Here is a 19,837-nt window from a genome sequence, read left to right on the forward strand (position 1 = left end):
AATAGAACTATAAAAGTATTAGCATACCTGCTATATTTAAAAAAAGAATCCAGTCAGCACTGGGTTCTTTTTTTATGGGCATATCTTTTATGGGGGTAGCTCCTTAATAGACACATCGTAACTATTGAGAAGTTCGGCAACTACTGATTTTATGGTTATAATAGAGACATCTTTTTATCTGATACTTACTTTATCTGATACCTAATAATAAGTGACCTTTATGACTGAGCACACGACTGACAAAATGGACGACCGCAACCACAACTCACATCAAGCGCTCGATCCTAAAGCCTTGCCAAACTTCGATACTATGCCCAATGTCGCGACTATGTCTACTAGTCACGTGGACAAAAACCAACCGCCCTTTATCTTAGTGGATGGGTCTTATTATCTGTTTCGTACTTATCATGCCTTGCCAAAAACTATGCAAACCTCGCAAGGACTGATCACTAATGCTATCCGTGGCACCCTCAACGCCTTGCTAAAGCTGATGCGCCGTTATCACCCGACCCATATGGCGGTCTGCTTCGATACTAAGTCGCCGACTTTTCGCCATCATATGTCTGCTGATTACAAGGCTGCTCGTCCCCCTATCGATATAGAGTTAGTAGAACAGATTCCTTATATCCATCGTTTAGTGACGGCATTAGGCTTGCCCCTGTTACGCATTGAAGGCGCAGAAGCTGACGATATCATCGGTACTCTGGCTCATCGTGCGGTGCAACAAGGTCATCATGTGGTGATCTCTACTGGCGACAAAGATATGATGCAATTGGTCAATGACTGCGTCATATTGGAAGACAGCTTTACAGGTAAAGTAACAGACACCCAAGCGGTCATCGAAAAATTCGGTATCAAGCCTAGTCAAATGATTGATTTTTTAACCTTAATGGGTGATGCCTCTGACGGTATTAAAGGCGTCCCTGGCATCGGTAAAAAGACTGCCAAAGATTTACTAGTTGAATATGGCGATATTGACAATATGTTAAAGCATATTGGTTTTATCAAAGGTCGCGGTGCAAAAGGTTTGATTGAGAACGCTGATGATATTCCTTTCAATGCAAAGCTGGCTACTATCGTCACCGACTTAGATATTGGTCAAGACTGGAACGATTTAAAAATAAATACTGACCCTTCAGCTCATATCGATGAATTACGTGAGCTCTACCATGAGCTTGAGTTTAGAAATGAGCTCGCCTCTCTCGATCATCCAAACCATCCCGCCAACGCTAATGAGCATGGCTCGCAAAGTGTAGCAGACAGTCAAGCTAACGCTGAATCACAAGCGCAAGTTGCCAAAGCAATGCAATCGATACAGATTGATAATGTTAAAAACAGTGGTAACCAAGATAAAGCTTGGCATACTATTTTAGACATGCCAGCTTTTGACAGCTTAGTGGCGCAATTAGAAGCTGCGCCGCACTTCGTTATCGATACTGAGACTACTAGTGTCTATTGGCGTAAAGCGCAAATCGTTGGCTTATCTTTCGCCATGCGAGCGCATGAAGCCTACTATATCCCGCTCACGCATAGCTTAGAGGGTGATGAATTAATAGCCAAACAGCTTGATCGTGATACAGTATTAGCCCGCCTAAAACCTATCTTACAAAACGCTAACATTGGCAAAATTGGTCAGCATCTCAAGTATGATGCTCATATTTTAAGTCATTACGATATAGACTTAGTTGGCAAGATTCATCAAAGCAGTCATAAAGGTAGTGATAAAAATAACTGGGCAATGGACACTATGCTCGCCAGCTACGTCATTAATGCGGCGATTACTCGTCATGGTATGGATGACTTAGCCCGCTACTACCTACAGACTCAGACTATCAGTTATGAAGATGTCGCTGGCAAAGGCGCTAAGCAAGTAACCTTTGATCAAGTCGCTATCGATATAGCTAGTGATTATGCTTGTGAAGATGCTGATATTACTTACCAGCTATTTGAGGTGTTTAGTAACAAGTTAGCCGAGGACGCTAACAATACTAAACTACTGCATGAGTTAGAAATTCCAACTGCTGAGATCCTTTGCCAAATGGAAGCTGAAGGTATCTTAATTAAGCGTCCTTTCTTAAATGAGCTCTCAAAGCGCTTTGATGAACAAATTATCGCTTTAGAGGCGCAAGCTTACCAAGTGGCTGATGCAGAGTTTAACTTAGGCTCACCTAAGCAGCTCGGCGAGATGTTGTTTGATAAGCTTGGCGTTAGTGGTGGTAAGAAGACTAAGTCAGGTCAGTACTCTACTGGCGAAGCCGTATTATCTAAAATTGACCATCCTCTAGTCGATATTGTGTTGGAGTATCGCAGTCTATCGAAGCTAAAAAGCACTTATACCGATGCCCTCGATGCGGTTGCCGATAGCGAGACTGATCGCGTACATACTAGCTACCATCAAGCATTGACTAGTACGGGTAGACTGTCATCTACTGATCCCAATTTACAGAATATTCCTATTCGTACCGCAACTGGCCGCCTTATTCGCCAAGCCTTTATTGCACCCGCAGGCCGCGTCATATTGGCAGCGGATTACTCACAAATTGAGCTGCGCCTGATGGCTCATTTCTCCGGCGATGAGAATTTAACTCGTGCCTTTAATGAAGGTTTGGATATTCATACAGCTACTGCCGCTGAAGTATTAGGCAAAGCGATTGATGAGGTCACTGCTACTGAACGCCGCAATGCTAAAGCCATTAACTTTGGCCTATTGTATGGTATGAGTGCCTTTGGCCTCGCCAAGCAATTACAAATGAGCCGCGGTGAGGCGCAAGACTATATCGATATGTATTTCAACCGTTATCCTAGTATCAAAAAATATATGATAGATACCCGGGCTAGCGCTCATGAGCGAGGCTATATTGAGACTATATTAGGCCGCAAACTATACACCCCTGATATCCATCATAGTAACCGTATGGTTAAGCAAGGTGCCGAACGTGCCGCTATTAACGCCCCACTACAAGGCTCAGCGGCTGATTTGATCAAGCTGGCGATGATTGCGGTAGATAAAGTATTACCTAAAGCCAATGCTAAGATGTTATTACAAGTACATGATGAGCTAGTGTTCGAAGTCGATGCTGATAAAGCTGATGAGATCAGCCAGCTAGTCAAAGATGCGATGCAAGAAGTGCTGGCAGTAACAGCGAAGAATAAGGGCTGGGATGTTGATTTTGCCGTGCCTTTATTAGTTGAGACTGATATTGGACAGAACTGGGATGAGGCGCACTAAACATAGCCATAGCTAAAATACACCTGTCAGAACAAAACAGCTAGTTAACTGTAGGTTTATTAGCCAGCTACTATTATTGCTACTACAGTAACTGCGTTAATAGTAAGCAATATTTGCTTACTTATATCCCCTAATACATAGCTATATAGGTATGATAATTTGCTATGCTGAAGGCAATCCCCTAATACTATTCAATCTTCAATAATAAGTAGAGCATTATGAACATTCTAATAACAGGTGCATCACGTGGTATCGGCTTAGCGACCGCTAAACGTCTAGCTGCCAAAGGTCATAGCGTCGGTCTTTTTGATATTGATACCGCTGAGCTTGAGCGTGCAGTTACCGATAAAGCCTTTAAAAAAGCCCTAAAAGCTAAGCGCATTGTACAGGGTCATCTCGATGTGACTGATCCCGAGTCTTGGGATACGGCTATCGAGCATATGGTTAATAATCTTGGCGGTATAGATACGCTGATTAATAACGCTGGCGTGCTAGTTAGCGGTACCTTGCCAAGCACTAATTTGGATAAACAGCTGTCGTTAATCGATATTAACTGTAAAGGAGTATTGATCGGCTGTCATAAACTAGCGCCACATTTGGCCGATAGCAAACAAGGTAAGATTATCAATCTATCTTCGGCTTCTGCTATCTATGGTCAGTCTGAAGTTGCCCCTTATGCCGCCAGTAAGTTCTTTGTGCGCGGTCTCACTGAAGGGCTAAACATTGAATATGCTGAGCTGGGTATCAAGGTGATCGATGTGATGCCTTTATGGGTTAAGTCTGATATGACTAAAGATATTAGCGTGACTAGTATCGATCGTCTCGGCATTAACTTAACTGTAGAAGATGTGGCAAAAAAGCTAGCTAAACTGAGCACTTGTGCGAATCGCAAGCTAAAAGCTACCCATTACCCTATCGGCTTGCCAGCAAAGGTATTGCAAAAGGCCTCACAAGTCGCACCAGATCCAATCATGCGCTTTGTTAACAGTAGAATTGGTACTAAGTAAGTCTTTAGCTTACAATAAACTTATACTAAACAGGCGGCTATCAAACATTGGTAGCCGTTTTTCTTGTTAGAGTCATAGTTAAAATTATAATTAAAAATAGTAGCTACCTTACATTGTTTGCACATCTTTTCACAGCTTACTACTAGCAGTGACTGTTTTAACGTTGCACACTAGCAAATAAGGTATTACTACTATGAAACAAGCGCTAACAATAGGCTATAAAAAATCAGCTCACTAATAAGGAATTACTTATGGATAACTCAAAGCAACCTCTTGCTGATGAGATGAATGAAATCGCCAGTCACAAAAGTAGCGATATGGATCGTGATGACCAACTAATCGATTTAGACAATGACATGCTGCATACTATTGATAATGACGAGATGATTGATGACAATACTGGTTTTGATAACTCGCAAGCTGGTAGTGGTGCGACTCAAGGCCTGACTCCAATGCATCGACAGAATATTGATGAGTCGCGTATTGATGAGCTATTAGTAGAGGATAATTTGGATAATGACAATTATCCTGACATTGTCGATATCGCTGACAAAGAAGCTGCTGAAATGACTAATGGCGATGATTTATAAATCATAATGAAGCTAGTATAAAATAAGCCTACTTTTATCCTGATGATAAGTAGGCTTTTTTATAGCTAGTGTTTAAACTAAATCAGTTTTTATACTAATTTAGGCCACCGATAATGGTTGATCCGTCCAAACACTGCGGTAGCTAGTATAGTAAGTAATCATTGCTACGGGAACGACTACTAGCAGACCCAATCCTAGCGTAAACACGATAAGTAATGAGCTGAAAAATACCGAACATAGTGTCCGGTACTTTAGCTAGTCTAGTTTATTTTATTTTATCTAAGCCCAGCCATCTAACGTGCCTGCCCAGCCTTTGACTAAGGGTGCCGACATCGCTTCTAATAAATCTATGTGCGCCTCATCGAAGTTAAGTGCAGGAATATAATGATATTCCTCGCCGCCCGCTTCAATGAAGTTCTCACGGTTTTCAATCGCTAATTCTTCTAGAGTCTCTAGACAATCCGCTGAGAATGCTGGACTGAGAATTTGCACTGACTTCACTCCAGACTTCGCCCACTCATCCAATACCACATCAGTATAAGGTTTGACCCACTCTTGCTTACCAAAGCGTGATTGGAAACTGATAATCCACTCATCTTCGTTTAAGCCCAGCTCATGTGCTACTTGAGCAGCCGTACATTTACAACGTCTAGGATAGGGATCACCTTTATCCATATAAGGCTGCGGAATACCATGAAAACTAAACATCAACTTCTCAGGCTTACCGTGCTTAGCTTGGAAGCGACGAATACTATCTGCTAAAGCCTTGATATAAAGAGGATGGGCGAAATAGTCTTTTACGATAGTGATATTGGGCAAATTACGCTGCTTAAGTGTCCACTTAGTTATGGCATCATAGACTGCGCCTGTTGAGGTCGCTGAATACTGTGGAAACACCGGTAACATCACAAAGTGATCAACACCTTCGCTACGCAATTTGTCCATGACCTCAGGTAGACCGGGGTTGCCATAGCTCATCGCCGAATGTACAGACACGCGAAATGGAGCGGCCTCGTTAACCAATCGTGGCTCTAATCGTGCCACTTGCTCATTTAATATTTTACGCATTGGTGAATCACCATCCCAAATACTGGCATAAGCAGCCGCTACTCGCTTGGGGCGGCTAGGCAATACAAACAGATTTAGGATAATCGCCCATAAGAACTTTGGTATCTCAATCACCCGAGGATCTGACAGAAACTGACGTAGATAACGTCTTACGGCTGGCGCAGTCGGCTCATCAGGGGTACCAAGATTGATCAATAAGACAGCGATACGTGGGGGCAATTGAGGTTTCATAAAGGCACATTTTCTTAGAGGGTAGAGGATTAACCATAAACAAACTATCTTGCTGGATTATAGTAGAAAACAGTTTAAGGTAATGGTAATTAGTGTAGCATTTTATCGCTGACAGCCGCAGGGTAAAAGCCAATAATCAACTATTAAAATATCCTGATAAATAAACAGTTAACGCAGAGGTTGTACTCATTAGCGCATCGCCATACAATAGACGCACCACCTTTTTCTAGTGCTTTACTTTTCTTTTATTGATGACTGTCGTCTGCGAGGTAGCTTTGAGAGCACGTCCCGATCCTTCTAGTGAGTTTACAGCCACTGAACGCTCTACCCCTAATAATGCCACTGATTTATCAAATTCGGCACAATCCGCTGATTTAAATGATTCGCTTGAATCGGCTGGCTCAGTCGGCATTGTCACCCCTCAGACTCTACATTTCGCTGAACCGCTGACCTTAGAGTGCAACCGTACCTTACCGGCGTTTGATTTAGTGTACGAAACTTATGGCACCCTAAATAATGATAAGTCAAATGCGATCTTGATCTGTCATGCGTTATCAGGCAATCATCATGCTGCCGGCTTCCACAGTGAAGCTGACACTAAGGCTGGCTGGTGGGACAATATGATTGGCCCTGACAAAGCAATAGACACTAATAAATTCTATGTAGTCAGTGTCAATAACATCGGCAGTTGCTTTGGCTCTACTGGTCCGACCACTATCAACCCTGACAGTGTTGATTCAACAGATAGCGCACCACAAGTATATGGGCCTGACTTTCCTTTGATTACTATCAAGGACTGGGTCAAAACCCAAGCTATGCTCTCAGACCGTCTAGGTATTGAAGTTTGGCACGCGATCGTCGGTGGCTCTATGGGCGGTATGCAAGCGCTGCAATGGTCAGTTGATTATCCCGAGCGCCTAAAACGCTGCGTAGTGATTGCTTGCACCCCAAAACTATCGGCACAGAATATTGGCTTTAATGAAGTCGCTCGTCAATCGATCCTATCAGATCCTGACTTTAAACAAGGACGATACTTGCAAGCTGGTACTTATCCTCGTCGTGGCCTTATTCTAGCAAGGATGGTTGGCCACATTACTTATCTGACTGATGATGCGATGAAAGCCAAATTCGGTCGCGATCTTAAGTCCGGCAAATTCATGTATGGCTATGATGTCGAGTTTCAGGTTGAGAGCTACTTACGTTATCAAGGCGAGCGCTTTAGTGAAAACTTCGATGCCAACACTTATCTGCTGATGACTAAAGCTTTAGATTACTTCGACCCAACTCGCGGATTAGTCACCAAATCGTCAGCGCTTGCCGAAGACTCTTTAGCAGCTGCTAGCAATAGTGGCAATGAGATGACGCAAGCGAATGAAGCTAGCTTGCAAAACCCTGATACTCATCATGAACACAACGATCTAAAAGCGGCGTTTGCTCATACTAAATGTCAGTATCTAGTAGTGTCATTTACTACTGACTGGCGCTTTGCCCCTGAGCGCTCACAAGAGATCGTCAATGCGTTAATGGCTACTGGCAAACCGGTCAGCTATATCAATATCGATGCTCCCCACGGCCATGATTCGTTCTTGTTTGATATTCCACGCTATATGGGCGCCGTTAGAGGATTTTTGACTGCTCCTTTTATCGCAGCTAGTAGTGCTGCACCAAACACCGCCCTGACAGGAGCACGCTCATGAGAATGGATCATCAATTAGCTGAGCGCTGGATTGCCCCTCAGTCGCATGTGCTGGATTTAGGTTGCGGTAATGGCGAGCTGCTAGCACATTTACAACACAAGCTTGGCGTTAGCGGTTACGGACTAGAGATCGACGAAGATAAGATTAATGAAGCAATTGCTAATGGACTGTCAATCGTCGAGCAAGACCTTAACGATGGTTTGGGACGTTTTGCTGATAACAGCTTCGATACGGTAGTAATGGCACGAGCGCTACAAGCGGTCAAAGCCCCAGATGAGCTCCTACTCGATATGTTACGAGTGGGGCGCGAGGCTATCATCACCTTTCCTAATTTTGCTCATTGGCAAAACCGTCTGCATCTAGGTCTCAAAGGTATGATGCCCGTATCGGAGGCACTACCTTATGAATGGTACGACACCCCCAATATACATCTATGTACCTTTAAAGACTTTGAGCAACTTTGCGCGCAACAGGATATTGATATTATTAACCGCTTTGCAGTTAGCGATTCAGATAGAGGTCATTCGCCTTTAATGACGGCTCTAATCCGCCAAGCGCCTAACTTGCTCGCTGATGTCGCTATCTATCGAGTTACTAAACGTCATAAGTGATAACTTGGCTAAATTAGCCCTCTTAGCAAGTATTTCTTACTAGACTGTAAGTAGTTTCTAACTGCCTTATAATTATTTTGTAACTATTTAGAAATAGCAGCACTTATTTCAAAACTTAATAACTTCATGATTTTATTAGGAAGAATTTGATAAAAACTACTGTTAAACCTCGTAATTAGTATTTGAGTTTCGTAACGTTGGGTGTTAAGCTAGTTAAATCTTGTCAATAGCACCCCTTTTGCTATTACTTATCTGTTTTATGACTAGCAATTTTTAGTAAGTTTCTAAAGCTGCTAATACTAGTCGAATCATAAATAGGCAAGTTTATATTGCAAACGATAACTAGTTATCACCGTATTATTCGTACGGTATAGCTTTATTTTTTGCCTATTAATTACCTACTTTTGGAGTCGCTATGAAACTATTGAAAGCTGCCTTATTTACTGCCCTTTTCTCTTGTGCTGGTTTTGCTAATGCTGACTTAGTCTCAAACGTACCTCTTGATACTTCACGCTTTGAGTTAATGAGTGTCTCTGATCTGTCAGCTCGTGCTGCTCAAGGTAGCGACCATGCTCAGTTTTATTTAGCTAAGCGTTTGCAAAAAGGCGAAGGCATTGCCCAAAACACTCAGCAAGCCATCGAATGGTATACTCGTGCCGCTCAACAAGGCGTTGCTCCTGCTCAGCTTAACCTAGGAATCATGTATTTACGTGGTGAAGGGGTAAAACCTAACTTACAACAAGCTAAAACTTGGTTAGAAAAAGCAGCTATGAGCGGCGATAACCGTGCTAGCTATACTCTGGCCTTATTAGACGAAAAGCAAAAGAACTTAGTTGATGCCTATAAATGGTATGACTTAGCGGCTCGTGATGGTATGTTGGACGAAAAAGTACGTACTAAAGCTCGTGGCAAAATTGGCCAATTAGCATTGAACTTATCGTCTTCAGATATCGCTAGTGCTCGTAGCAAAGCCGATCGTTGGTTTCAAAGTAAATAAGCCTTTGATAGGTTAGCTTATAATAAAAATCCAGCCTTTGTGCTGGATTTTTTGTGCTTGTAAGTTAGTTATTTGGGCAGTTTAACAGGCGGTCACAAAAGCCAGTTTTAGCTGCCATTAGCCAATGAACTAACCATTTCTTGTTACTGCACCATTTATTAAACAGCAATCACTATTAAAAGTAATCACTGTTTATATCCCTATCCGAGTAGCTGCGTCTCTAAACCCCACGCTACAACTACTGCATAAATAACGTGCGCAACCAAGGCTACCCAAGCAACTTCTGCAAAACCAAGAAATGCTGGCAATCCAGTAAGTAGATGGGCTACCACGTACAGTGCAAACACCCAGAGCACAATACCATAAAGCACAGCGGCAACTGACCAATGTAGTGAGGGCAACACCGCTTTCCAAATGGGTCGTACCACAATCATCCACCCTATTGGGTAAAGCATCAAACCGGTGATGTAATGCAGCAGTTCTGGAATACCTGTCGGAGCGGAGCCAAACAAAGCCTCAATCATAGAGGTAGGCAGTTTGACTGGTGAGAGCTGGGCAAAACCGAGAATAGGCGCTACTGATAGACCAAAAAAATCAAAGGCTACTGTGGCGAGTGCACCTGCAAAAAAAGCCTTTTTAATAAATGAAAATTTAGGCTTGAACACGCTTTTCGTTACCGCTGGATTATAGGTCATAGTTTTTCTCTTTTGCGGGCAAACTGAGCCTTACACAAATGACCAATTTCTGTCTGTATTCAATAGCTAAAAAGCCTTGCAGCAGATATAAAGAAATTACAGTGGAATGGGCTAGCTAAGGGATGAGGAGTTATCACGATGTTATTCAATATACACTCGTTGTCATAGCCGCCTGTTTAGAGTTTGTAAATATAAAATCGCCTATATATCAAGGCTTACGATAAAAATCTATGTAGTTATATTTTATAACTCATTAGCTAATGTTAATTATATCAGCCACTTAAATTCCGTATTGACCAGTAGGTTTAATAGCTTGCGCTAATAGTTTATGAGCTAGAGTCTTTACACTGTTGATATACTTGCTAATAAAAAAGTCCCTCCGCTATTTAAAACCATAAGCAGAACCCTCTGCAAAAATAACTAAAATTTGCTACAATACGCGCGCATTTACTAATTCCACAATCTAGTAGATGTTATTCATTTTGCCAATCAAACTTTTTAAATAAATCATTGCACTAAGTTTACGACTTAGCCAGCAGGAGAAATAAATGAGCAGCCCCGAACTGAGCAGTATTACTGAGCAAACTGATCCTCAAGCATCAAACCATGCCAGCGTTTACGACAGTAAAGTCAACAACATCGTCGTCGCAGCCCTCTACAAGTTCACTCGCTTTGCTGACTTTGAGCAATACCGTGAGCTTATCTTAAACACTATGCTCGATAATGATGTCAAAGGTACTTTACTGATTGCCGCTGAAGGCATTAATGGTACGATTTCTGGGACACGTGAAGGTATAGATAAGGTACTTGCTTACTTGCGTACTATCGAAGCCATTGGTAGCTTTACCTTCAAAGAGTCTTATGCGAGCGAGCAACCTTTTTATCGTACTAAAGTGAAGCTCAAAAAAGAAATCGTCACTATGGGTGTTGAGGATATTGATCCGCTACAGTCAGTAGGCCGCTATGTAAAGCCAAGCGATTGGAATGCCCTAATATCTGATCCCGACGTTATCTTAATCGATACTCGTAATGATTATGAAGTACAAATCGGCACTTTTAAAAATGCCGTCAACCCTCACACTGACACTTTCCGCGAGTTCCCCGACTACGTCGCCAAAGAGCTAGATCCTAGCAAGCATAAAAAAGTGGCGATGTTCTGTACTGGTGGTATCCGCTGTGAAAAATCTACTGCCTACATGCGTCAACAAGGCTTTGATGAGGTTTATCACCTAGAAGGCGGTATCCTAAAATACTTAGAAGAAGTACCACAACAAGAGTCAATGTGGCAAGGCGACTGCTTTGTTTTTGATAATCGAGTATCAGTCAATCATAACTTAGAAAAGGGTGACTATGAGCAGTGCTTTGCTTGTCGTATGCCTATTACCCAAACAGAGATGCAGAGCAGCGCTTATATCAAAGGCGAGTCTTGCCCTCATTGTATTGGCAAAGCTACTGAGGAACAAAAAGCGCGCTTTCGTGAGCGTGAGCATCAGATGCAATTAGCGCAAAAGCGTGGCGAAGCACATATCGGCAGCGATGTGATTGAAGTTATAGAAAAGCGTAAAGCGGCTAAAACTGAGTTGCGTCGTCAAGCTGATGCCGCTAACAAAGCTAAAGCAAAATAAGCTTAATAGTTAACGTAAAAACATAAAAAAAGAGATGATCCTTAATAGGCCATCTCTTTTTTTATGCACTAACTATGCTAAGCAGATTACGATTTAGCTACCACGATAGGTGCTATAGCCGTATGGAGATAAAGTAATTGGCACATGGTAGTGGTTATTACCTTTGATATTGAAGTTAACTTCGATATAAGGATAGAAAGTTTCTAGACCTTGGTTATAAAAGTATGGAGTAGTCTCAAAAATCAATTTGTAAGTACCATCGTTATCGATTTCGCCTTCGTTCGGCAAGAAATTACTGATACGACCATTGTCACCAGTCTTTTGAGTATTTATTAATTTCCAGCTACCGTTAGCTTGTTGCATCATCAGTTTTACATTGACATTTGTCGCAGGTTTACCAGTACTGATATCTAAGATATGGCTTGATAACTGAAAAGAATCTTGATCAGCAGCATAGCTAGCCGTTGCAGTCATAGCTAATACGCCACCGAGTGCGGCAGCTTTCATTATGTTCATTTTCATAAAGCTTCCTTTAATCATTGATTAGGTTATTGAAATTATTGAGAGTAGAGTTAACAAAATAACTTTATAAGACTTTTACTATTGCTCGATTCTTATATTGTTATATTATAAAACTAGTACTAAAAAAACGGATACTTTGCCCATAGAACAGTCGTAATGATTGTCTATAACGTAGACCGAAAATGTAGATCAAATTAGTAATTGAATAAAAGCGGATTAATCTGAATGTAATAGATGATCCCTACCTTAAACTAAGATGTAAGTTCATTGATAGACTCAGCTGTGTAGTATAAGTTGTCATACGTGCTTTATTATAAAGATTATGTTAACTTATACGATTAAATGTACACAGCGTGTAGCATCGGCAACATTAGCACTACTTAAATCACAAAAAAATAGCGGACAATTCTGAGAACTGTCCGCTATTTCTTATTAGACTACCTAAAACTATTGATAGCATTGATTAGCTACTATTAAGGAATAGCTATAACTGCTGTTAGCGTTTCGGCTGTTAGAACAAAATACGTACACGAATAGTCTCTTCCACGTCTTTGAGTTGATCAAGAGCAGCATCAGAATCTTGATAATCCACATCCATCATCAAATACCCTACATCACCATCAGTCATCAAGCTTTGCGCTAAGATGTTGATATGCGCTTCAGCGAACAAGCGGTTAATCTGTGATAGTACGCCTGGTACGTTTTTATGAATATGTAGCAGACGGTGTGTGCCTTCTTTGTATGGGATTGATACTTCTGGGAAGTTGACCGCCGTTACAGTATCGCCTTGGTCGGAATAGCGAACGAATTTCTCGGCCACTTCTAAACCAATATTGGCTTGTGCTTCTTGAGTTGAGCCACCGATATGCGGAGTCAAAATCACATTATCGAACTTACGCAGTGGGGATTCAAACTCTTCATCAGCAGACTTTGGCTCTTTAGGGAATACATCAATAGCCGCGCCTAAGATCTTGCCTGACTCGAGTGCCGCAGCCAAATCATCAATCTCAACACAAGTACCGCGTGCCGCGTTGATAAAGTAACTACCGTCTTTCATTTGCGCAAACTGCTCAGCCTTCATCATATAGCGAGTGCTTGCCACATCCGGGACATGCAGAGTGACGATATCAGCTTTACCCAACAACTCTTCCAAGCTTCCGACTTGTTCAGCATTTCCAAGGGGCAGTTTAGTCACTACATCTTGGTAGATGACCTTCATACCGAAGCTCTCTGCCAATACTGATAACTGCGAGCCGATAGAGCCGTAACCTACAATACCGATAGTTTTACCGCGTACTTCATGAGAATTTTTGGCAGACTTACCCCAACCACCACGATGAACCGTAGCGCTCTTTTCAGGAATACCACGATACAGCATAATAGCTTCAGCCAATACTAATTCCGCTACTGAACGTGTATTAGAGTAGGGAGCATTGAAGACTGGAATACCCATCTGGCGAGCGGCTTCTAAATCAACTTGGTTAGTACCGATACAGAAGCAACCAATACCAATGAGTTTATCAGCATGCTCAAGCACTTCACGAGTTAACTGAGTACGTGACCGAATACCTACAAAATGCGCATCTTTGATCTTCTCTATCAATTCATCTTGATCAAGTGCATGACTAAGAGACTCAATGTTGTGGTAGCCCGCGTTTGTTAATATTTTTAGAGCATTCTCGTGCACGCCTTCTAGTAATAAGAAGCGAATTTTATCTTTTTGTAGTGATAGCGCCATGTGAAAGCTGTCCTATAATTGACTGATAGATAAGTTGCATGCCTGCAACGAAAAACGGTTTAATCATCTTACACAAATTCAAGCCACGATGTTAGAGGAGAGGACTAAATAAATAGTTACCATTTTATTCAATGATATTATCTATCACTATCAAGCTTGCATAGCTCTAGGTTACTATTATGATAATATTACTATTAATTAATGCTAACTTCAGCCATTCAATCGGCAGTTTTTAACTTTTAGTCTTAGCCTTTTATAGCCACCTTACCCTATTCGAGACCACCATGACTGTAGCACAGAACCAGCACCACCGTCCTGCTCACGAGCGCACTCATGCCGCAGACCAAGCGCATACCAATGAGACACTGTCTAAATCGACCAAATTATCTAATCCGGACGATACGCTTGGCACCCTTGATTCTGTTAGAGCTGCCAACACTGCTGCTGTACAAGCTGTGCTAGAGGCGCTTGTTAGCAGCCATCATTTCGATGATAGTCAAATCAAAACCGATGCACAGAGTCTGGAACATTGGGGTAAAGATTGGACTAAGCATTTTGCACCTGCGGCAGCGGCTATTGTATTTCCAAAGAGTACTGAGCAAGTGCAAGCTATCGTGCTACTGGCTAATCAGCACAAAGTAGTGCTGACCCCTAGTGGTGGTCGCACAGGTCTATCAGCTGGTGCAGTTGCCGCCAATGGTGAGATAGTGGTCAGTATGGATAAGATGAATCATATCGGACAGTTTTATCCTGCCGATAGGTTAGTAGAAATAGAAGCCGGAGTGGTCACTCAGCAATTACAACAGTTCGCCGAATCCAAAGACTTGTACTACCCTGTTGATTTCGCTTCAGCAGGCTCTAGTCAAATGGGTGGCAATATTGGCACTAATGCTGGCGGTATCAAAGTGATTCGCTACGGCATGACTCGTCAGTGGATTATGGGTCTAACGGTAGTTACTGGCAAAGGCGATATCTTACAACTCAATCGCGGTATGGTCAAAAACGCTACTGGTTATGATCTGCGCCAGCTATTTATCGGTAGTGAAGGCACTCTAGGCTTAGTGACTCATGCGCAGATTAAGCTTGAGCGTTTACCACAAGCGTTGACGGTGATGGTGTTAGGTATGGACAACTTCACTGACGTCATGAACGTGCTCTCAGCTTTTCAAGCTGAAATTGATTTGACTGCATTTGAATTCTTTGACGATGTGGCTATTGATAAACTAATGGCCCATGGGCAAGTACAAGAGCCATTTGAATCGCGCACTAAGTTTTATACCTTAATTGAGTTTGAAGCGCCTTATGAACCGATTATGGATAAAGCGATGGCGATATTTGAGCATTGTATGGAGCAAGGCTGGGTCGTTGATGGGGTTATGAGCCAAAGTATTGCGCAAGCAACGGAACTGTGGAAGCTACGCGAGTATATTTCTGAGACCATCTCAGTGTTTACCCCTTACAAGAACGATGTCTCAGTACTTATTACTCATGTTCCTAACTTCATTAACGATATCGATGCTATCGTTAGTAGTAACTACCCTGATTTTGAGGTCTGTTGGTTCGGTCATATCGGTGATGGTAATCTGCATTTGAATATTCTTAAACCTGAGAGCATGAGCAAAGATGAATTCTTTGCAGAATGTCAGACAGTCAATAAATATGTTTTTGAGACTGTGCAAAAATACGGTGGCTCAGTATCAGCCGAGCACGGCGTGGGTATGACTAAAAAGCCCTATTTGCACTATAGTCGTAGTGCGCTAGAGATCGATTACCTAAAGGCAGTCAAAACAGTATTTGATCCCAACAATATTATGAATAGAGGTAAGATTTTCGATATGTAATAGAGGTTATTAGAAGTTAATAAAGCATGGCTTGGTTATGGGTACAGTGCTACATGGACATTGATGATAAATAAAAGGTCATAGGCAAAACCTCATAGCCAGAAGAATATGCAAGCGCTTATTGTTAGCAGCATTAAAATACTTTGAGTCAGCAAGAATGCTTGATGCTGCCTAATGATATGGCGACACATATTGCCAAAAGCAGTGTAACTAACACTAGCGGTATTGGCATAGGGCTGAGTGGCAAAAACTTTAATATTCTGTAAAAACTTTCCAGTCCGTTCGGCTGACCAGTTATGGGGTGTAAATGGCAAGTAGCTTGATAGGCTGGTTGCTTGCTCCTTGGTAGCTAGTGACCATAACCAACGTTCCAAAAATAATAAGCGCATACGCCAGTCGCTAAACATGCGCTTATCAATGCGCTGCACTAAGGGTATTCTAAAATCATTATGGCGTTTATCAGCAAATATCTTTTGCACAAGCGCTACTATCTCTAACTTACTGCCTTCAATACACTGTAAAAATTGTCCATTACCATAACAGAGAACACCTGTAATGCCATGTTGCTTATTATAGCTCTTAGCCTGTTTTTCTATATTAGTAGATATCGCGCTATTCAAGCGAGTCTTTAATGTTGCGTTACTGACATAGACCAGTTGAATCAAAGCAGTATCGGGCACTTGTTGTAACCGTCTTTCTATATCAATATCCCCTACTGGCATAATGATTCTTCCTAAAAGATAGTTCGAATGAATAATGAATAGGTGTAGACATACCTATAAGTTACTCTAGGTATAAAAACTACCTTCATTAGGAAATAACAAGCAAAGCGGATGACTTATGAGCTAGAACATATAACTATTAATATATTATTTTGTAGGTGATCGATCTTGCTAATATCAACAGTAGTATAAGTAGGTAAAACCTTAAGTCTGACAGCTTTTTATAACTAAGTGAGCCATTGTAAGGATCAGTCAATCATAATATTTATTGAAGTACATATTTATTGAAGTGAATATTTATTGTAGTGTCTATGTTCTGCTAATGATAGGTTTTTATGTCTATTGTTACAAAACCTTATCTCCCGCTTTAGTTTGGTTATTATTCTAAAATCTGTAGCAAGTGTTAAAACCCTTCAAGGCTTGTCTGCTTAATACTATAAGCTGAAAAGCGCTGTGCCTTTTTTAAATAAAAAAAATGACGCTAAGTCATTATACTTGCGTCATTCTCTAGCTTAGATACCGCTCAATTTACTACCCAAAAGCACTTTTTTAATAAAATAATAGTAGTAAGGCAATTAATGTTAACAGCGCTAAAATACCTTGAACCACTAAGAACGCTTGATGCGGAGCAACAATATGACGGACCATATTGCCTAACGCATTATAAGTAATACCAGCAGCTTTTATATGCGGTGAATTCTCAAAAGCTTGCATAATCTGTAAAAAATGCTGAGTTTGCTCAGGGGTCCAGCTACGTGGTGAGAAAGGTAAAAATGGTGATAGCTGCGTTGCCTGCTGTTTAGTAGTAGGAGACCAAAGCCAGCGCTCTAAAAATAGTAGGCGCATACGCCAATCGCTAAAGTTGTGTCTATCAATGGCTTTTACTAATAGAACTTTAGTATCTTTATGACGTTCATCACTAAAAATACGCTGTTGTAGTCGTAGTATGTCAGCTTTTCTACCTTCAATGCACTGTAAGAATTGACCATTGCCATAGCATAAAATACCAGTGATACCTTGCTGCTTATTATAAGTACTAGCCTGAGCTTCTACCTCATTGAATACAGAAGTATTCAAGCGTCCTTTTAGGGTCAGACTGCTGGTATATACCAGTTGAATCAATGCTGACTCATCCACCTCTGTTAAAGAATTAACGGTATCAACATGCAATGCAATCATATTATATGACCCTAGAAATTTTCAGGTTCGAACACATAAGAAACACAAAAAGTCCTAGTTCACCATGTGCTTGTCGTTTAAGCTCACAAAACTGTAGCATAGTGTTACTACGTTAGGCTTTTATTAATTATCTTGCTTGCTATGATACTGGACAGCTGCGCTAGAGCTAAAATTATCATTAAAGATAAGGCTAACAGCAAACTATTATCAGTTGACTTAAAATATTTACTGAGATATCAGTATTAAGAATATGTGGTTGCAGCTATTGGATATAGCTGTGTTGGCTTTTTGTCACTAGTCGTTAGTGTAGCGTTTATATTGATATATTAATATTTATTTATAGCAGTTGTTACATAATTATTTCATTTATTATTGCGGTTAAATTAAACGTATTCAATAACTTATAGAGCCATAAAATCTAGGAACGGTAAACATTATGAGTAAAATAGAAAAGCTAGATGACCTCCATCTAACCATTGCCGAAATAAAGAAAAAAGACTATCCACAACTAAAGGCATTAATGGATCGAGTTTATGCCAACTTGGGAGGATCTTGGTCTAAAACTACTATTAATACTTTAATTGATGCTTTTCCAGAAGGGCAGATTGCTTTATTCGACCATGAGCAATTGATAGGTATCGTGCTGTCCGTACGAGTAGATTACGCTAGATTCTCCAACCCGCATACTTATGATGACTTGATTGGGCTCAAAGAAATCATCAAAGATAACCCATTAGGTGATGCCATTTATGGCCTTGACGCCCTGATTGATCCTGACTATCGCGGCTATCGTTTGGGACGCAGACTATATGATGCGCGTAAAGAGTTATGTCGTCAGTTAAACCTACGGGCCATCTTAGCTGGGGGCCGTATTCCCAATTATTATAACCATCAAGAGTTGACTCCTGGTGAGTATATTGATGCTGTAGAGTGTCGTGAGATTCATGACTCAGCGCTCTCTTTTCAGCTATCAAATGGCTTTATCGTCAAGCGTATTTTGACTGGTTATTTGCCTGATGATGCACAGTCAAAAGGCTTTGCTACCTTGCTTGAGTGGTCTAACATTTATTATGAGCCCCAAGACTACAAGCCCAATACTCGCAAATCTGAGGTGCGTATCGGCGGTATCCAATGGCAGATGCGTGAAGTCGAGTCGCCAGAAGAGCTGCTGCAACAAGTTGAGTTCTTCGTAGATGTTATGGCTGATTATAACTCTGACTTTGCTTGCTTACCTGAGTTCTTTAACGCGCCGCTTATGGGTCTTTGTGAGTCTACCGATCAGAACATTGCAATCCGTTTCTTAGCCGGTTATACCGAATGGTTCAAAATTCAAATCTCGCATTTAGCGGTCAGTTATAACGTCAACGTGATTACTGGTTCTATGCCGTTACTGGATGATGAAGATGTATTATATAACGTCAGCTATCTGTGCCGTCGTGATGGTACTGTAGAAGAACAACGCAAAATCCATATCACACCGCATGAACGTAGTGCTTGGGTGATTGAAGGCGGTGACAAAGTACAAGTATTCGATACTGATGCCGGTCGTATTGGTATTTTGGTTTGTTATGATGTTGAGTTTCCGGAGCTAGCAAGATTAATGGCGCTGGACGATATGGATATCTTATTCGTGCCGTTCTGGACTGATACTAAGAATGGCTATCTGCGCGTACGTATTTGTGCTCAAGCACGAGCTATTGAGAACGAATGTTATGTGATGATTTGCGGCTCAGTTGGCAACTTACCACAAGTAGAGAGTCTCGATATTCAGTATGCGCAGTCGTCAGTTTTTTCACCCTCAGACTTTGCTTTTCCCCATGACGCTATTATGGCTGAAACCACAGCTAATACTGAAATGGTATTTTTCTCCGATGTCAATCTGGACAAGCTTATCCATGTGCGTAATGAAGGTTCAGTTCATAACTTACTCGATCGCCGTGATGATTTATTCAGCCTTAAATGGAAGAAAAAATCTAAAGTACCCACTAGCAAATTAAGCAGTGCCGAACTTCGCGAGAATTCAGGTAGTGTATTGCAAGGTGAGCCCCTACAAGATCGTGCGCAAAAGCCTTAAAGATTCACACT

At 41.4% G+C, this 19,837-nt stretch carries 15 protein-coding genes; 9 read left to right on the forward strand and 6 right to left on the reverse strand.

The window, feature by feature from the left end:
* Positions 1 to 244: 244 nt before the first annotated feature.
* The 3 genes from polA to KZA12_RS03000 all read left to right on the forward strand — a co-directional run bounded on the left by polA (position 245) and on the right by KZA12_RS03000 (position 4,826).
* Positions 245 to 3,229, forward strand: coding sequence for a DNA polymerase I (polA, locus tag KZA12_RS02990; protein WP_218689405.1), 2,985 nt, complete (start codon positions 245 to 247; stop codon positions 3,227 to 3,229).
* Between the two features lie 218 nt (positions 3,230 to 3,447).
* Positions 3,448 to 4,236: an SDR family NAD(P)-dependent oxidoreductase gene (locus KZA12_RS02995; protein WP_201621883.1), complete on the forward strand. Its 789-nt coding sequence runs from the start codon at positions 3,448 to 3,450 to the stop codon at positions 4,234 to 4,236.
* 251 nt (positions 4,237 to 4,487) lie between these two features.
* Entirely contained in the window at positions 4,488 to 4,826 is a 339-nt protein-coding gene (locus tag KZA12_RS03000) for a hypothetical protein (protein WP_201621882.1), read from the forward strand.
* Positions 4,827 to 5,105: 279 nt separating this feature from the next.
* Here the strand turns inward: KZA12_RS03000 and hemH are convergent, their stop codons facing one another.
* A complete protein-coding gene (gene hemH, locus KZA12_RS03005; RefSeq protein WP_201621879.1) occupies positions 5,106 to 6,125 on the reverse strand; it encodes a ferrochelatase in 1,020 nt (339 codons plus the stop codon).
* Between the two features lie 275 nt (positions 6,126 to 6,400).
* Here hemH and KZA12_RS03010 point away from each other — a divergent pair, with 275 nt between their 5' ends.
* The 3 genes from KZA12_RS03010 to KZA12_RS03020 all read left to right on the forward strand — a co-directional run bounded on the left by KZA12_RS03010 (position 6,401) and on the right by KZA12_RS03020 (position 9,430).
* Positions 6,401 to 7,822 (forward strand): homoserine O-acetyltransferase, encoded by a 1,422-nt coding sequence (locus KZA12_RS03010; RefSeq protein WP_256932804.1) that lies wholly within the window; start codon positions 6,401 to 6,403, stop codon positions 7,820 to 7,822.
* Positions 7,819 to 8,433, forward strand: coding sequence for a methionine biosynthesis protein MetW (metW, locus tag KZA12_RS03015; RefSeq protein WP_218689190.1), 615 nt, complete (start codon positions 7,819 to 7,821; stop codon positions 8,431 to 8,433). Before KZA12_RS03010 ends, metW begins: the two co-directional genes overlap by 4 nt.
* 415 nt (positions 8,434 to 8,848) lie before the next feature.
* Positions 8,849 to 9,430: a tetratricopeptide repeat protein gene (locus KZA12_RS03020; protein WP_201621876.1), complete on the forward strand. Its 582-nt coding sequence runs from the start codon at positions 8,849 to 8,851 to the stop codon at positions 9,428 to 9,430.
* Between the two features lie 200 nt (positions 9,431 to 9,630).
* Here the strand turns inward: KZA12_RS03020 and KZA12_RS03025 are convergent, their stop codons facing one another.
* Complete coding sequence (locus tag KZA12_RS03025; protein ID WP_201621875.1) at positions 9,631 to 10,125, reverse strand: hypothetical protein; 495 nt, start codon at positions 10,123 to 10,125, stop codon at positions 9,631 to 9,633.
* Between the two features lie 548 nt (positions 10,126 to 10,673).
* Between KZA12_RS03025 and KZA12_RS03030 the strand changes: the two genes are divergently transcribed.
* The gene (locus KZA12_RS03030; protein ID WP_218689191.1) at positions 10,674 to 11,750 is read left to right on the forward strand and encodes a rhodanese-related sulfurtransferase; all 1,077 of its coding nucleotides are present in this window, start codon (positions 10,674 to 10,676) and stop codon (positions 11,748 to 11,750) included.
* Positions 11,751 to 11,843: 93 nt separating this feature from the next.
* Here the strand turns inward: KZA12_RS03030 and uraH are convergent, their stop codons facing one another.
* Together uraH and serA are read right to left on the reverse strand one after the other, a co-directional pair.
* Entirely contained in the window at positions 11,844 to 12,272 is a 429-nt protein-coding gene (gene uraH / locus KZA12_RS03035; protein WP_201621873.1) for a hydroxyisourate hydrolase, read from the reverse strand.
* Between the two features lie 511 nt (positions 12,273 to 12,783).
* Entirely contained in the window at positions 12,784 to 14,010 is a 1,227-nt protein-coding gene (gene serA, locus KZA12_RS03040; protein ID WP_201621872.1) for a phosphoglycerate dehydrogenase, read from the reverse strand.
* A gap of 284 nt (positions 14,011 to 14,294) precedes the next feature.
* Here serA and KZA12_RS03045 point away from each other — a divergent pair, with 284 nt between their 5' ends.
* Positions 14,295 to 15,851 (forward strand): FAD-binding oxidoreductase, encoded by a 1,557-nt coding sequence (locus tag KZA12_RS03045; RefSeq protein ID WP_256932805.1) that lies wholly within the window; start codon positions 14,295 to 14,297, stop codon positions 15,849 to 15,851.
* 92 nt (positions 15,852 to 15,943) lie between these two features.
* Here KZA12_RS03045 and KZA12_RS03050 read toward each other — a convergent pair whose 3' ends face one another.
* Positions 15,944 to 16,573, reverse strand: a complete 630-nt coding sequence (locus tag KZA12_RS03050) for a BLUF domain-containing protein (protein WP_218689192.1) — start codon at positions 16,571 to 16,573, stop codon at positions 15,944 to 15,946.
* 549 nt (positions 16,574 to 17,122) lie between these two features.
* Entirely contained in the window at positions 17,123 to 17,752 is a 630-nt protein-coding gene (locus tag KZA12_RS03055) for a BLUF domain-containing protein (protein WP_218689193.1), read from the reverse strand.
* 436 nt (positions 17,753 to 18,188) lie between these two features.
* On the opposite strand from KZA12_RS03055, the gene KZA12_RS03060 reads away from it, so the two are divergent.
* The gene (locus KZA12_RS03060; protein WP_218689194.1) at positions 18,189 to 19,826 is read left to right on the forward strand and encodes a carbon-nitrogen hydrolase family protein; all 1,638 of its coding nucleotides are present in this window, start codon (positions 18,189 to 18,191) and stop codon (positions 19,824 to 19,826) included.
* Positions 19,827 to 19,837 lie beyond the last annotated feature (11 nt).

It is taken from the genome of Psychrobacter sp. BF1, assembly GCF_019279065.1.
In the GTDB taxonomy this organism is placed as follows: domain Bacteria; phylum Pseudomonadota; class Gammaproteobacteria; order Pseudomonadales; family Moraxellaceae; genus Psychrobacter; species Psychrobacter urativorans.

Bases quoted from the DNA above. Each gene is read 5' to 3' on its own strand.
- polA (WP_218689405.1), top strand. From the start codon at position 245: ATGGACGACCGCAACCACAACTCACATCAAGCGCTCGATCCTAAAGCC.
- KZA12_RS02995 (WP_201621883.1), top strand. From the start codon at position 3,448: ATGAACATTCTAATAACAGGTGCATCACGTGGTATCGGCTTAGCGACC.
- KZA12_RS03000 (WP_201621882.1), top strand. From the start codon at position 4,488: ATGGATAACTCAAAGCAACCTCTTGCTGATGAGATGAATGAAATCGCC.
- hemH (WP_201621879.1), bottom strand. From the start codon at position 6,125: ATGAAACCTCAATTGCCCCCACGTATCGCTGTCTTATTGATCAATCTT.
- metW (WP_218689190.1), top strand. From the start codon at position 7,819: ATGAGAATGGATCATCAATTAGCTGAGCGCTGGATTGCCCCTCAGTCG.
- KZA12_RS03020 (WP_201621876.1), top strand. From the start codon at position 8,849: ATGAAACTATTGAAAGCTGCCTTATTTACTGCCCTTTTCTCTTGTGCT.
- KZA12_RS03025 (WP_201621875.1), bottom strand. From the start codon at position 10,125: ATGACCTATAATCCAGCGGTAACGAAAAGCGTGTTCAAGCCTAAATTT.
- KZA12_RS03030 (WP_218689191.1), top strand. From the start codon at position 10,674: ATGAGCAGCCCCGAACTGAGCAGTATTACTGAGCAAACTGATCCTCAA.
- uraH (WP_201621873.1), bottom strand. From the start codon at position 12,272: ATGAAAATGAACATAATGAAAGCTGCCGCACTCGGTGGCGTATTAGCT.
- serA (WP_201621872.1), bottom strand. From the start codon at position 14,010: ATGGCGCTATCACTACAAAAAGATAAAATTCGCTTCTTATTACTAGAA.
- KZA12_RS03045 (WP_256932805.1), top strand. From the start codon at position 14,295: ATGACTGTAGCACAGAACCAGCACCACCGTCCTGCTCACGAGCGCACT.
- KZA12_RS03050 (WP_218689192.1), bottom strand. From the start codon at position 16,573: ATGCCAGTAGGGGATATTGATATAGAAAGACGGTTACAACAAGTGCCC.
- KZA12_RS03055 (WP_218689193.1), bottom strand. From the start codon at position 17,752: ATGATTGCATTGCATGTTGATACCGTTAATTCTTTAACAGAGGTGGAT.
- KZA12_RS03060 (WP_218689194.1), top strand. From the start codon at position 18,189: ATGAGTAAAATAGAAAAGCTAGATGACCTCCATCTAACCATTGCCGAA.